This window comes from Streptomyces sp. NPDC048521, from assembly GCF_043199855.1.
Lineage (GTDB): Bacteria > Actinomycetota > Actinomycetes > Streptomycetales > Streptomycetaceae > Streptomyces.
Genome location: NZ_JBICWR010000012.1, coordinates 166,222 through 179,628 on the forward strand (window position 1 = coordinate 166,222; position 13,407 = coordinate 179,628).

Annotated in this window: 15 protein-coding genes; 10 read left to right on the plus strand and 5 right to left on the minus strand. The window is 73.2% G+C overall.

All coding sequences use genetic code 11. From position 1 onward, the window contains the following. The first annotated feature begins 13 nt into the window (after positions 1–13). Entirely contained in the window at positions 14–1,501 is a 1,488-nt protein-coding gene (locus ACGFRF_RS26525; protein WP_393743997.1) for an SPFH domain-containing protein, read from the plus strand. A 147-nt stretch (positions 1,502–1,648) separates the two neighbouring features. Here the strand turns inward: ACGFRF_RS26525 and ACGFRF_RS26530 are convergent, their stop codons facing one another. Next, positions 1,649–2,077 (minus strand): hypothetical protein, encoded by a 429-nt coding sequence (locus ACGFRF_RS26530; protein ID WP_393743999.1) that lies wholly within the window; start codon positions 2,075–2,077, stop codon positions 1,649–1,651. An 82-nt stretch (positions 2,078–2,159) separates the two neighbouring features. Then, on the minus strand, positions 2,160–2,834 hold the full coding sequence (locus tag ACGFRF_RS26535; protein ID WP_393744001.1) for a helix-turn-helix transcriptional regulator: 675 nt from the start codon (positions 2,832–2,834) through the stop codon (positions 2,160–2,162). Between the two features lie 116 nt (positions 2,835–2,950). On the opposite strand from ACGFRF_RS26535, the gene ACGFRF_RS26540 reads away from it, so the two are divergent. Together ACGFRF_RS26540 and ACGFRF_RS26545 are read left to right on the plus strand one after the other, a co-directional pair. Next, positions 2,951–3,361, plus strand: a complete 411-nt coding sequence (locus ACGFRF_RS26540; protein ID WP_393744003.1) for a cupin domain-containing protein — start codon at positions 2,951–2,953, stop codon at positions 3,359–3,361. Between the two features lie 113 nt (positions 3,362–3,474). Next, complete coding sequence (locus tag ACGFRF_RS26545) at positions 3,475–3,921, plus strand: type II toxin-antitoxin system PemK/MazF family toxin (RefSeq protein WP_393744005.1); 447 nt, start codon at positions 3,475–3,477, stop codon at positions 3,919–3,921. Positions 3,922–3,958: 37 nt separating this feature from the next. Here ACGFRF_RS26545 and ACGFRF_RS26550 read toward each other — a convergent pair whose 3' ends face one another. Continuing rightward, entirely contained in the window at positions 3,959–4,840 is an 882-nt protein-coding gene (locus ACGFRF_RS26550; RefSeq protein ID WP_393744007.1) for a TIGR02452 family protein, read from the minus strand. Positions 4,841–5,116: 276 nt separating this feature from the next. Between ACGFRF_RS26550 and egtA the strand changes: the two genes are divergently transcribed. From egtA to egtD, 4 genes are read left to right on the plus strand one after another with little or no spacing between them, the layout of a single operon-like run. Next, entirely contained in the window at positions 5,117–6,466 is a 1,350-nt protein-coding gene (egtA, locus tag ACGFRF_RS26555) for an ergothioneine biosynthesis glutamate--cysteine ligase EgtA (RefSeq protein ID WP_393744009.1), read from the plus strand. After that, complete coding sequence (egtB, locus tag ACGFRF_RS26560; protein ID WP_393744011.1) at positions 6,463–7,821, plus strand: ergothioneine biosynthesis protein EgtB; 1,359 nt, start codon at positions 6,463–6,465, stop codon at positions 7,819–7,821. Before egtA ends, egtB begins: the two co-directional genes overlap by 4 nt. Further along, complete coding sequence (gene egtC / locus ACGFRF_RS26565; protein WP_393744013.1) at positions 7,821–8,636, plus strand: ergothioneine biosynthesis protein EgtC; 816 nt, start codon at positions 7,821–7,823, stop codon at positions 8,634–8,636. The genes egtB and egtC overlap by 1 nt, the downstream gene beginning before the upstream one ends. After that, positions 8,633–9,592, plus strand: a complete 960-nt coding sequence (gene egtD / locus ACGFRF_RS26570; protein WP_393744015.1) for an L-histidine N(alpha)-methyltransferase — start codon at positions 8,633–8,635, stop codon at positions 9,590–9,592. Before egtC ends, egtD begins: the two co-directional genes overlap by 4 nt. Position 9,593: 1 nt before the next feature. Here the strand turns inward: egtD and ACGFRF_RS26575 are convergent, their stop codons facing one another. Beyond that, a complete protein-coding gene (locus tag ACGFRF_RS26575) occupies positions 9,594–10,850 on the minus strand; it encodes an extracellular solute-binding protein (RefSeq protein WP_393744017.1) in 1,257 nt (418 codons plus the stop codon). Between the two features lie 212 nt (positions 10,851–11,062). Between ACGFRF_RS26575 and ACGFRF_RS26580 the strand changes: the two genes are divergently transcribed. Then, positions 11,063–11,278: a dodecin gene (locus ACGFRF_RS26580; protein WP_393744019.1), complete on the plus strand. Its 216-nt coding sequence runs from the start codon at positions 11,063–11,065 to the stop codon at positions 11,276–11,278. A 4-nt stretch (positions 11,279–11,282) separates the two neighbouring features. On the opposite strand, the gene ACGFRF_RS26585 is transcribed toward ACGFRF_RS26580, so the two are convergent. After that, on the minus strand, positions 11,283–11,774 hold the full coding sequence (locus tag ACGFRF_RS26585) for a hypothetical protein (RefSeq protein ID WP_393744021.1): 492 nt from the start codon (positions 11,772–11,774) through the stop codon (positions 11,283–11,285). A 327-nt stretch (positions 11,775–12,101) separates the two neighbouring features. On the opposite strand from ACGFRF_RS26585, the gene ACGFRF_RS26590 reads away from it, so the two are divergent. Both ACGFRF_RS26590 and ACGFRF_RS26595 read left to right on the plus strand, forming a co-directional pair. After that, positions 12,102–13,109, plus strand: coding sequence for an LLM class flavin-dependent oxidoreductase (locus tag ACGFRF_RS26590; protein WP_393744023.1), 1,008 nt, complete (start codon positions 12,102–12,104; stop codon positions 13,107–13,109). A gap of 81 nt (positions 13,110–13,190) precedes the next feature. Further along, positions 13,191–13,379 (plus strand): antitoxin, encoded by a 189-nt coding sequence (locus ACGFRF_RS26595; RefSeq protein ID WP_393744025.1) that lies wholly within the window; start codon positions 13,191–13,193, stop codon positions 13,377–13,379. The last annotated feature ends 28 nt before the right edge of the window (positions 13,380–13,407 follow it).

Sequence of the window (13,407 nt, forward strand, 5' to 3'; positions counted from 1 at the left end):
GCAAAGGGGGCGAATGCCGATGGTTGTCGGCGTCGTTGCGGGGGCGGTCGTCGTTGCCGTCCTCGTGCTGATCGGTCTGTTCAAGATGATGTGGCGGGTAGCCGAGCCGAACGAGGCACTCATCATCTCCGGGTCCAAGCACCGCACCGAGGGCCTCGAGGAGGGCATGGGATTCCGCATCGTCACAGGGCGCGGCACGCTCGTGCTGCCCGGTGTGCAGGCGGTGCGCAAGCTCTCCCTCGACCTGAACGAGACCGAGCTGCACGTGGACTGCGTCACGCACCAGGGGATCCCGCTGAAGGTGCGGGGCGTGGTCATCTTCAAGGTGGGCGACGACTTCGTGTCGATCGCGAACGCGGCCCGCCGTTTCCTGGACCAGCAGAAGCTGATGTCGGAGCGGGTGCACAACGTCTTCGCCGGCCATCTCCGCTCGATCGTGGGCGGGTTGACGGTGGAGGACATGATCCGCGACCGGGAGAAGCTGACCGGGCAGACCCGGGCGGCGTGCGGTACGGAGATGGAGAAGCTGGGCCTGATCGTGGACTCGCTGCAGATCCACGAGATCGAGGACCCGACCGGTTACATCCAGAACCTGGCGATGCCGCACGCGGCGGCGGTGCAGCGGGACGCGCGCATCGCGCAGGCGGAGGCGAACCGTCTCGCCACCGAGGCCGAGCAGCAGTCGTTCGCGCGGATGGCGGAGGCCACCCGGGACAGCGAGATCCTGCAGGCCGGCTACCAGGCGGAGCGGGACAAGGCGGCGGCGAAGGCCCAGCAGGCCGGACCGCTCGCCGCCGCCGCGGCCCGGCAGGAGGTCGTCGTACAGGAGACGCGGGTGGCCGAGCTGGAGGCGCACCGGCGTGAACAGCAGCTCCAGGCGGACGTCCGCAAGCCGGCGGACGCGACGGCCTACGAGAAGCGGACGCTGGCCGAGGCCGAGCGTGACGCGCGGATCTCCGCGGCCGAGGCGAAGGCCAAGGAGACGGAGCTGGCGGCGGCCGCCGAGGCGACCCGGGTGAAGGCCGCCGCGGCCGCCGAGGCGGAGGCGACCAAGACCCGCGGTGCGGCGACCGCCGACGCCACCCGGGCCACCGGTGAGGCGGAGGCCGCCGCCGCGCAGGCGAAGGGTCTGGCGGAGGCCGAGGCGACCAAGGCCCAGGGTCTGGCCGAGGCGGCGGCCATCAAGGCCCGCGCCGCCGCGCTCGCCGAGAACCAGGAGGCGGTCGTCGCCCAGCAACTCGCCGAGAAGTGGCCGGAGATCGTCCAGGCGGGCGCGTCCGCGTTCGGCAACGTGGACAACATGGTGCTGCTCAACGGTGCCGACGGCATGGGCGAGTTGTTCGCCAAGGCGCTCACCATGGGCGGCACGGGCCTGGGTCTCGCCCGCAGGCTGCTCGCCACGACGGGCGGCGACGCACAGGCGGTGAACGGGACTTCGCCCTCGCTCAATGGAGTGGCGGCACCTCCGCCGCAGAAGGTGCCCGTGGACCAGGAGGGCTGACAAAGCGGTGTTCCCGACGGCCGGGGTGCCTCAGCAGGGGCCCCGGCCGTGCGAGCGTCGCCGTGCCCGCGTCGGCGGCACATCTCCCGGCTGACGACGCCACGTGTGAGGGCCGGCTGGGCGCAGGGCGCTGGTCCCGGGGGCCGGTCACACCGTGAGCAGGCCGACTCCCAGGGCGATCAGGGCGGCGGCCTTGACGATCTCGAGCGCCACGTACCACAGATGGCTGCGGGAGCGGGGCAGTTCCTCACCGGCGAGGACCCGGTCGGACCGGCGGTTGAGGCGGGGGCGGACGACGGCCAGCTGGGCGAGGAGGAGTACGGCCACGGTCGCGGTCAGTGCGGTGACGCCCGCGGTGGCGCCGCCCAGGGCGACCGCCGCGATCACGACGAGCGCGAGGGCCGACTCGACGGCGTTCAGCGCGCGGAACACCAGGCGGCCGATGCCCAGGCCGATGGGGATCGTCACGCCCGGGGCGCGGAACTTGAGCGGGGCCTCCAGGAAGGAGATCGCCAGCACCATTCCGAGCCAGACGAAGGTGACCGCGCTCGCGGTGGCGGCGGACGTGGCGTTCATCGGTGTGGGGCCTTTCTCCGCCGGTGGTCGGCGGGTCGGGTGCGTCGCGTCGGCGTGGCGGCGGCCGGCTTGCCGGGTTCCTTCAGGGCGCGGCCGTCCCGGCCAAGTGCGCCACGCAGGAGTCGGGTTCGGCGAACGGCTCCAGGGCGGTGGCCGTCAGCGGTGCACCCATCCGCTCCAACGCGCCCTGCATCAGGCCGAGATGGAGCGTGCACACCAACCGTCCGTGTTCCTCGGCGAGTTCGAGGAACGGGCAGTGTCGCAGCCGGATCCGCTCAGCCGACCGGCCGGCCTCCTCGTCCCCGCCCTCCGGCTGTGGCGCGAAGCCCAGGTCGTCCAGCAGGGCGACGAGTCCGGACATCGAGCGCCCGGCCGTCGGCCGCTCGGACGCAGGCAGCGGGTCCACCAGGGAACGGCCCCATGCGCGTCCCGTCTCCCTCGCCTCTTCGCGCGCCTCGGCCGGGTCGGCGGCGGCCCACCGGCCGAGCAGGACGCGAGCGAGGAACCGGTAGTGGCGCACGCCGCCGCGGTTCATGCCGGGGCGTGCCGTGTAGACGGTCCGGGGCCGACCCGGTCCCGCGGACGCCTCGGCCCGGCGCTCGGCCAGGCCCTCGGACACCAGGGCGTCCAGGTGGAACCGCACGGTGTTGGGATGGACGCCCATCCGCTCGGCGGCCTCCACGACGCCGAGCGGCGATCCCGCGGCGCGCAGCACGTCCAGCACCGCTCGGCGGCGGGGACTCTCCCGCGTCGTCACCTTCGGAACCCCCTCTCCACCTGCGCCTATTTTTTACGGATCCTACATGTATTAATTGTAGTGTGAGCGGGGGGCACCTGGGGACAGGCACCCAACGAGGTCGAGGGGAACACCAGATGACGTCGCCGTCGCCGATCGACAGCGGACCGGCCGAGAGCACGCCGGCGAGTCCGCGCGTGCTGTGCGACACCCGGGCCCTGGCGGAGGCGCCACCCGTTCCGGCCGGTGTGCTGTGGAAGCTGGCCGAGAGCGGACGCCAACTGGACGCCAATGTGGTCCGGCTCGGCCCGGGCGGACGGATCACGGCCCACACCGAGACGCAGCTGGACGTCATGCTCGTCGTCGTCGCCGGGACCGGAGTGCTCGGCGGGGACCCCTCGGCCGAGCCGCAGCCGCTCACCGAGGGCGCCCTGGTCTGGCTGCCGCACGGTGCCTCACGCGCCATCACCGCCGGGGAGACCGGCCTGACGTATCTGACCGTCCACCGCCGCCGCCCCGGCATGCGGATCGGCTCGCGCCCAGCCTGACCCCCGCTCCGCCCACCGTCACCTCCGCCGTCCCACAGACCCGAACCCACCGGCATGACCCGGCGACGGCGGGCGCCCGTTGCGCCCGGTGAGCGGACCACTAGGGTGCCTGCGTGAGCACGTACACCGATGAGAACGTCCCCGGCCGCTACGGCCCCCACGCCACCACCGAGGCCGATCCGCGCGAGGTCGGCCGGGTGCGGACCGAGTACTCCCCGGCCCACGACGGCGACCCGGACCCCGGGGAGATCGTGTGGACCTGGGTGCCGTTCGAGGAGAACGACGGCCGGGGCAAGGACCGCCCGGTCCTGGTCGTGGCCCGGGAGGCGGCCGGTACGTTCCTCGCCGTGCAGCTCTCCAGCAAGCGGCACGACGGCGACCGGGAGTGGGTGGCGATCGGCAGCGGGCCGTGGGACCGGTCGGGGCGCGACTCGTGGGTGGACGTGGACCGCGTGCTGCGGCTGCACGAGGAGGGCATGCGCCGTGAGGCGTGCGCGCTGGGCCGGATGCGCTTCGACCTGGTCCGCCGGCGGCTTCACGAGCGCTACGGCTGGACCTGACGGGCGCGCCACGGCTGCTCGGGCGCTCGGCGGGACGTTATGCGAACGCCCGTACGAAAGCGGCTCGCACCACGGTTCCCGGCGTCCGGTCCAGTACCCCGAAGACCACGTGCTCGAAGGCCCGGGCGAACCGGCCGTCGGGCCCCAGCAGCGCCCGGAAGGCGCCCGCGACCTGCGCCGGGTCGTTCTGGAAGACCCCGCAGCCCCAGGCGCCGAGCACCAGTCGCCGGTAGCCGTGCGCCACGGCCGTCTCCAGGACCCGCTCGGCCCGCCGCGCCAGCGCGCCCGGCAGGTCGGCGGCGCGTTCCGGGGCCGTACGCCGGACGACGCCCGCGTTGGGCGCGGCGGCCGTCAGGAAGCCGGCGAGGTACGGCTCGGCGAGCAGCCGGCCCCGGTCGTCACGGAAGACGGGGACGGCCGGTGAGTGGATCACCCGATCGGTGTAGAAGGGATCGCGGTCGGCGCGGTGGTGGTCGTAGAAGCCGCGGACCGTCAGCAGGCAGGTGTACAGGGCGGAGGCGCGGCACAGGGCCTCCTCCTGGGCCTGCGCGCCGTTGAGGTAGCCACCGCCCGGGTTCCGGGCCGAGGCGAAGTTCAGCACCGCGACCGGTGCGCCGGCCAGCCGGCGGGCCGCCTCCAGACTGCTCTCGCCGGTCACCTCGAAGACGGGATCGACTCTGTGGACCACGTCCGCCCCGATCGGCGCCTCGGTCCCGGTCAGCACGGCGGTCCCCGTCAGCACGGCGGTCCCGGTCACCGGCGAGGCCGGCACCGGCCCGGGCCCGAACATGCGCGTGCCCGCCCGCGCCGCCGCGACGGCCGCCGCGACGGACACCTCACGGCCGTTTGCCGCGCGGTACCGCCCCGTCGCCACGATGTCCTCGGTCTCCGCGGCGATCCCGCGCAGGCGCGCGCTCATGGCGCCACCCCCGTGGGCGCCACGACCGCGGCCTGCGCGAACTCCCCCGTCGTGCTCATGCAGGCATCCTGGGTGATCCTGGTGATGCGGTGCAACGGAGTTTTCCCACCCGCGGAACGGTCCGGAGAACACGCACGGAAACGGAGATGACCGATCCGGAACGTCCCACAGGGCGCCCTTGTGCGAATCGGCTCGAGGGTTTTGGGTGGAACGAGTGCCCGCCCGGCCCCTGCGGAAGGGGCCGGTGGCATGGTGGAATCTCAGGAGGATCCCGACATGTCTGATTCACACAGCGATGGTGGTGACTGTCCCGAGCACCGCGTCGCCGTCTCCGAGCCGGAGGTGGAGGCCCTGGTCAGGGGCATCTGCTTCAAGACCGGGCCGCCCCGCACCGTCGGCGTGGAGCTGGAATGGCTCGTCCACGAGCTGCGGCAGCCGCAGCTCACCGTGACACCCGAACGACTCGAAGCGGCCTACGCCGCGTTGCGGGCCGTGTCCCTGGGGTCGGCGCTCACCGTGGAACCCGGCGGCCAGCTGGAGCTGAGTTCGCCGCCCGCCGCCTCCCTGATGGAGTGCATCGGCACCGTCTCCGCCGACCTGGACACCGTCCGTGCCGTCCTCGCGGAGGACGGTCTGGCTCTCGTCGGCATCGGCCACGATCCCTGGCACGCACCGCGCAGGTTCCTGCGTGAGCCGCGCTACGACGCCATGGAGACCTGCCTGGACCGCAACGGTCCGGCCGGCCGGCACATGATGTGCGCCTCGGCCTCGGTCCAGGTCTGCCTGGACGCCGGCCACGAGGAGCCCGGCCCGCTGGGGCACGAGCGGCGCTGGTGGCTGGCCCACCAGCTGGGCGCGGTCCTGGTGGCCGCCTTCGCCAACTCCCCGCTGATCGGGCACCGGCCCACGGGCTGGATGTCCACCCGCCAGCTGATGTGGATGGAGATCGGGGCGGGCCGGGCGGGCGGCCCCCCGCTGGACGGCGATCCGCGGTCCGTGTGGGCGCGGCACGTACTGGACGCGCCGGTGATGTGCGTCCGCCGGGAGAGCGGGCCGTGGGACGTGCCCGACGGGCTGTCCTTCCGGCAGTGGACCCGCTCCCGGTCGCCCCGGCCGCCCACCCGTGCGGACCTCGACTATCACCTGACCACCCTGTTCCCGCCGGTCCGGCCGCGCGGCCACCTGGAGCTGCGGATGATCGACGCGCAGCCCGGTGAGGACGGTTGGATCGTGCCGCTCGCGGTGACGGCGGCGCTTTTCGAGGATCCGGAGGCGGCGGAGACCGCGTACCGGATCGTGAAACCGCTGGCCGAGCGAGGCCTCAACCTGCCCGCGCCGCACAATCCGCTGTGGACCGACGCGGCCCGGTGGGGGCTCGCCGACCCGGAGCTGCGCGAAGCGGCGACCGCCTGTTTCACGGCGGCCCTCGAGGCGCTGCCCCGGCTCGGCGCGACCACCAGGGTCACGGATGCCGTGGCGGCCTACCTGGACCGTTACGTCGCCCGGGGCCGCTGCCCGGCCGACGACCTGCTGGACCGGGTGCGTGACCCGGAGCCGCCCCGGTTCCGGCCCGGCCCCGTCGGGGGCACGCCCACCGCCCATGGGAGGAAGGACATCCGCACATGACCGCCCCCGAGACCCGCACCCCGACCGGCGAGACCGACAGCACGACCGGCGAGCCGGACGCCGAGGCCCTGCGCGAGCGCGCGCTGGCCTCGCTCACCACCGCCCGTGACCGCACCACGCTGCTGACCACCTGCGTCGAGGAACCGGACCTCACCGCCCAGCACTCCCCGCTGATGTCCCCGCTGGTGTGGGACCTCGCGCACATCGGCAACCAGGAGGAGCTGTGGCTGCTGCGGACGGTCGGCGGCCGGGAGGCGATGCGACCCGAGATCGACACCCTGTACGACGCCTTCGAGCACCCTCGTGCCGAGCGGCCCTCGCTGCCGCTGCTGCCGCCCGCCGAAGCCCGGCGGTACGCCGCCGAGGTGCGTGGCCGGGTCACGGACCTGCTGGAGGGCGCGGACTTCCACGGCACCCGGCTGACCGAGGCCGGTTTCGCCTTCGGGATGATCGCCCAGCACGAACAGCAGCACGACGAGACGATGCTGATCACCCATCAGCTCCGGAAGGGCCCTCAGGCGCTGACCGCGCCGGACCCGGATCCGGCCCCGCTGTTCACCGGTCCGGCCGAGGTCCTCGTGCCCGGCGGCCCGTTCACGATGGGCACCTCAGCCGAGCCGTGGGCGCTGGACAACGAACGTCCGGCGCACCCGCGGGAGGTGGCGCCGTTCTGGATCGACACGACCCCGGTGACGAACGGGGCCTACCAGGCGTTCATCGAGGACGGCGGCTACGACACCGCGCGCTGGTGGAGCCCGGAGGGCTGGGCGCACATCAGGAAGCACTCCCTGACGGCCCCGCTGTACTGGCGCCGGGACGGCGGCCAGTGGCTCAGGCGCCGGTTCGGGGTCACCGAGGCCGTGCCGCCGGACGAGCCGGTGCTGCACGTGTGCTGGTACGAGGCCGATGCCTATGCCCGCTGGGCCGGGCGCCGGCTGCCCACCGAGGCGGAGTGGGAGAAGGCGGCCCGCTTCGACCCGGCCACCGGCCGCTCGCGGCGCTACCCGTGGGGTGACGCCGACCCGGCGCCCGAGCACGCCAACCTGGGCCAGCGGCATCTGCGGCCCGCGCCCGCCGGCAGCTACCCGGCCGGTGAATCGCCGCTCGGTGTACGGCAGTTGATCGGTGACGTGTGGGAGTGGACGGCGAGCGACTTCCTGCCCTACCCGGGGTTCCAGGCGTTTCCGTACAAGGAGTACTCGGAGGTGTTCTTCGGCTCCGACCACAAGGTGCTGCGCGGTGGTTCGTTCGCCGTGGACCCGGTGGCGTGCCGGGGCACGTTCCGCAACTGGGACTACCCGATCCGCCGGCAGATCTTCTCCGGGTTCCGCACGGCCCGCTCGGAGGCGGTCTGATGTGCCGGCACCTGGCCTACGTGGGGCCCGAGCAGCCGCTCGGCCGGCTCCTCGTGGAGCCCCCGCACAGCCTGTTCCGCCAGTCGTGGGCGCCGCGGCGGCAGCGCTACGGGACGGTCAACGCCGACGGGTTCGGCGTGGGTTGGTACGCGTCCCAAGATCCCGTCCCGGCCCGCTACCGGCGGGCCGGGCCGATCTGGGCGGACCTGTCCTTCGCCGACCTGGCGCGGGTGGTGCGCTCCGGTGCCGTTCTCGCGGCGGTACGGGACGCGACGCTCGCGGGCGCGGACGCCGAGGCGGCGGCGGCGCCGTTCGCGGCCGGGCGGTGGCTGTTCAGCCACAACGGCGCGATCGCGGGCTGGCCCGACGCGGCGGCACCCCTGGTGTCCGCGCTGCCCCCGGTCGACCTGCTGTCGTTGCAGGCCCGTACCGACTCGGCGTTCGTCTGGGCACTGGTCCTGCACCGGCTGCGCACCGGCGAAGAGCCTGCCCGAGCCCTCGGTGGGACGGTTCGCCGACTGGCCGAGGCGGCCCCCGCCTCCCGCCTCAACCTGCTGCTCACCGACGGTGAAACGATCACCGCCACCGCCTGGGGCGACACCCTCTGGTACCGCACGGAGCCCGGCCGCGGCACGGTCGTCGCCTCCGAGCCGTACGACGACGACCCCCTCTGGCAGGAGGTCCCCGACCGCACCGTGCTCACCGCGAGCCGCGCCGGGGCGCTGCTCACCCCGCTGGAGGAGCCGGCCGCCTCCCCCACTCCCGGCTCCGCTCGAGCGGGGGCGCCCCCATCACCGAAGGAGCCCTGTACGTGAGTCCCCTGCACGTCACCCGCACCCTCCCCGAGGACGCGACGGACGCCGCGCTGCGCGCCGACGTCCGCAACGGCCTCACCGTCACCCCCAAGTGGCTGCCGCCGAAGTGGTTCTACGACGCCCGCGGCAGCGAGTTGTTCGAGCGGATCACCGAATTGCCCGAGTACTACCCCACGCGCGCCGAGCGGGAGATCCTCGCCGCCCGGTCCGGGGAGATCGCCGCCGCGAGCGGTGCCCGTACGCTGGTCGAGCTGGGCTCGGGCTCCTCGGAGAAGACCCGCTATCTGATCGACGCGCTGCCACTCGAGGCCTACGTCCCGGTGGACGTCAGCGAGAGCGCCCTCACCCAGGCCGGTCAGGCGCTCATCGCCGAGCGCCCGGACCTCGAGGTCCACGCGCTGATCGCCGACTTCACCGCCCCGCTGGCCCTGCCGGCCACGCCCGGCCCCCGGCTGGTGGCCTTCCTCGGCGGCACGATCGGCAACCTGCTGCCCGCCGAACGCGCCGGCTTCCTGGCCTCCGTACGGGCCCTGCTCGCCCCGGGCGACGGGCTGCTGCTCGGCACGGACCTGGTCAAGGACGAGCAGGTGCTGGTCCGGGCGTACGACGACGCGGCCGGGGTGACGGCCGCGTTCAACAAGAACGTGCTGGCCGTCGTGGACCGGGAGCTGGGCGCCGACTTCGATCCGGACGCCTTCGACCATGTGGCCCTGTGGGACGCCGAGCGGGAGTGGATCGAGATGCGGCTGCGCTCCCGTACCGCGCAGACCGTGAAGGTGCCCGCACTGGACCTCGCCGTGGACTTCGCGGCGGGCGAGGAGTTGCGCACCGAGGTGTCGGCGAAGTTCCGCAAGGAGGGAGTGACCGCCGAACTGGCCGCTGCGGGACTCGATCTGACGCACTGGTGGACGGACGCGCAGGGCCGGTTCGCGCTGTCGCTGAGCGTGGTGCGGTGAGTCAGCCCACGTCCGGGGCGAGCGCCTCGGTGATCTTCCGGGAGGCCCGGCGCGCCTCGGTCGCCGGGTCCGCCCCCTTGAGCACCCGGGTCATGTACTCCTTGATCGGGTTGTCGGCCTCGACGTCGGCCCACTGAGGGGTGTTGGGGGTCGCCCGGCCGTGTGCCGCACCCGCGGCCATGGCGGCGACCCCTTCCTCACCGGCGACCGCGCCGGCCAGGGTGGTCTTGTTGGGCACGTAGTTCATGGTGCGGGCGAGTTCGGTGTCCCACTTGGCGCCGGTGAGCGCGCCCACGACGGCGGTCGCGGCGAACTGGTCCTCGGTGTTCTCCGGGACGACGAGGTCGGAGCCGCCGGTGAACACGGTGCCGGGCCGGCCGGCGGTCCTGCCGGGCACCGGGAAGAAGCCGAGCTTGTCCTTCAGGCCCGGGTTCTGCCGCACGATCGACTGGGCGAGCCCCGGTACGGCGATGATCTGCGCGACCTTGCCGCCGGCGAACACCCCGGCCTGGGGCGGATGTTCCTCGTCGGCGTCCACGGGACCCCCGCCCAGCGCCTGGAGCCGCCGGTAGAACTCCATGCCGCGCAGCGCGGCCGGCGCGTCGAGGGTGCCCTGCCACTCGTGGTCCTTCTCCCGGGCGAGGTCGCCGCCCTCGTCCCAGATGAAGCCCGAGAGCGTGTACCAGTCCTGCCCGGCCAGGTAGATGCCCTGGTTGCCGCCGGAGTCGAGTTTCTCGGTGTCGGCGAGCCAGGCGTCGCGGGTCTTCGGCGGGCTGGTGATCCCGGCCTGCTCGAAGAGGTCCTTGCGGTAGATGACGACGCGGTTGGCCGCGTACCAGGGGATGCCGTACTGCTTGTTGCCGTCCTTGCCGGGCTGGGCGAGGCCGGGCAGCCACTTCTCCTTGTCCCAGTCGCGCATGGACTCCAGCGTGAGGTCGACGAGCCGGCCGCCGTCCGCGTACAGCGGCACCTGGGTGTTGCCGACCTCGATGACGTCGGGACCGTCCCCGGAGTCGTCCTCGATCGCCCCCCGGACCTTCTCGACGATGCCGGTCCATTCCTGGATGCGGATGTCGAGGCTGAGGTCCCTGTGGGTGTGTTCGAAGTCCTCGGTGAAGCGCTGCAGGAACTCCTTGGAGGCGCTGTCCTTCATGAGCCAGACGGTGACGGTCTGGCGCTCGTGGCCGCCGGGGAGCAGCCCGCAGGCGCTGACCAGGGAGCCGGTGACACAGATGAGGGCGAGCAGGCGACGTCTCACGAGGGGTCCTGTTCTGTCTGGCATGGGCGGTGCGGACAGGGGTGGGGGCCCGATCGTGGGGGACGAGCGCATGCACTCGTACGGGTGTGCTGGATTTTGGTATGGACCAATGCGAGGGGTCAAGGGCTACCCGCGGTACCCGCGTGACGCCGTGCGGGCCGGACGCGGATGCGGCACGGTGGAGTACGTCGTGACACGAGAGGAGCACCCGCATGTCGAACCACACCTACCGGGTCACCGAGATCGTCGGCACCTCGCACGAGGGGGTCGACCAAGCCATCCGCAACGGGATCGCCCGCGCCGACCAGACCCTGCGCAACCTGGACTGGTTCGAGGTGACGCAGGTCCGCGGCCAGATCGAGAACGGGCGGATAGAGCACTACCAGGTGGGCCTGAAGGTGGGCTTCCGCATCGAGGACGGCGCCTAGGCCGTCAGGTACGCCCTTCGCGTTCCTGCGCCTCCTCCAGCGCGGCGGACTTGGCGGCCCAGCGGGCCCGCACCACGGTGAAGCCGGCCCGCTCGGCGTCGTCACACACGAGTTCGTCGTCGTCGACGAGGACCCGGACCTCCCGGTCCCGCGCGAGCCGGCGCAGGATCTCCAGCTTGGTGAACCGGGCCGGCCTGCGGTCGGCATTGCTCCGCATGTACACGCGGCCCTCGGGCAGCCCGTGCGCCGCGAGCCAGTCCAGCGTGTCCCGGCGGCACCGCTCGGGGCGGCCCGTGAGGTAGACGACCTCGCACTCACGGGCGCTCTCCACGGCCAGCGCCACGCCCTCGGCGAGGGGCGGATCGGCGGCCGCGGCGGCGAAGAACCCGTCCCAGTTCCGCGGCCGGCCTTCCAGGAAGTGCTGCCGGTGGGCCGTGTCGGCCAGGGTGTTGTCCAGGTCGAACACGGCGAGCGGGGGCTTGCTGCTGTCGGTCACCCGGCCACCCTAACCAGGTCCGGCGTCCGCCACGCCGTCAGCGGCTCACGCCTGTTGGACATGGGATCCATCTTCATACAGCTTCCCGGTGCCCTGCCGCCGCAGCACCGAGGAGCAACCGTATGGCCGTACCCGAACGGCACCTCGTGCCGCAGCGGCCGGTCGGGGCGTACCGGCGCGGGCCGCGGCGCCCGAAGGGCTGAGCGGTGGTGCCGGACGGGCCGTTCCGCGGCCTCGACGGCACGTGCGAGGCGGAGCCGGCGGTGTCCGCGCACCGACTCGGCGAGGCCGCGGGAATCCCCGGCCCGTCACGGCGTTGAACCCTGCGTGAGCAGCACAGTGATCGCCCGGACCCGGTTCTCCGTCCTCGACCGCTCGCGCACCCGCGAGGGCCACCCGCCCGCCGAGGCGCTGCGGGACACCGTCGCGCTGGCCCGGGAGGCGGAGGCGCTGGGCTACCACCGCTTCTGGGTGTCCGAGCACCACGGCGTGCCCGGGGTCGCCGGTTCGGCGCCGACCGTGCTCGCCGCGGCGGTCGCCGGAGCCACCCGGACGATCCGGGTCGGCACCGGCGGGGTGATGCTGCCCAACCACCGACCGCTGGTCGTCGCCGAGCAGTTCGGGGTGCTGGAGTCGCTGTTCCCCGGCCGGATCGACATGGGGCTCGGCCGTTCCGTGGGCTTCACGGACGGGGTGCGCAAGGCCCTCGGCAGGGACAAGGGGGACGCCGAGGACTTCGCGGCCCAGCTCGGCGAGCTGCTGGACTGGTTCGCGGGCACCTCACCGACGGGGGTGCACGCCCGCCCCTCGGAGGGCCTTGCGGTGCCGCCGTTCGTGCTGGCGATGGGCGAGGGCGCGCGGATCGCGGCCCGGGCGGGTCTGCCCATGGTCATCGGCGACCTGCGCAACCGCGAGAAGATGCTGCGCGGCATCGACGAGTACCGCTCGCTGTTCCGCCCCTCCCCCTGGGCGGCCGAGCCGTACGTGGTGATCTCCGGCACGATCGCGGTCGCCGGCACCGAGGAGGAGGCGCGGCGGCTGCTCGTCCCGGAGGCCTGGTCGATGGCGTACTCACGCACCCACGGCACCTTCCCTCCCCTCTCCCCCGCCGGGGAGATCGAGGCCCGCGCGATGACCGCCAGGGAACGGGAGCTCTACGAAAAGGCTCTCGCGGGTCATCTCGCCGGCACCGCGGAGCACGTGGCGCACGAACTGGAGGCGGTGCTGAAGGAGACCGGCGCCGAGGAGGTCCTGATCACCACCAGCAGCTACGACCGTACGGCGCTGCTGGACTCCTACCGGCGGCTCGCCGTCCTGTTCGCGCCGGGCGGCTGAGGCCCGGCCGCCCCGAGATGCGAATGCGGCGTGCGCCGGTGACCCTGGGAGAGCAAGCCTCAAGCGACGAGGAGGGCTGCCATGTCCTTCATGGACAAGATCAAGGCGAAGCTCAAGGGCCATGAGGGCATGGCCGACAAGGGCGTCGACAAGGGTGGCGACTACGTCGACCAGCGCACCGGCGACAAGTACCGGTCGCAGGTCGACACCGGGCAGGACAAGCTGAGGGACGAGTTCGGCACCCGGCAGGACCGGCCCCCGCAGTCCTGACGAGGCGGGGGGCGGGCTAGGATCGCGG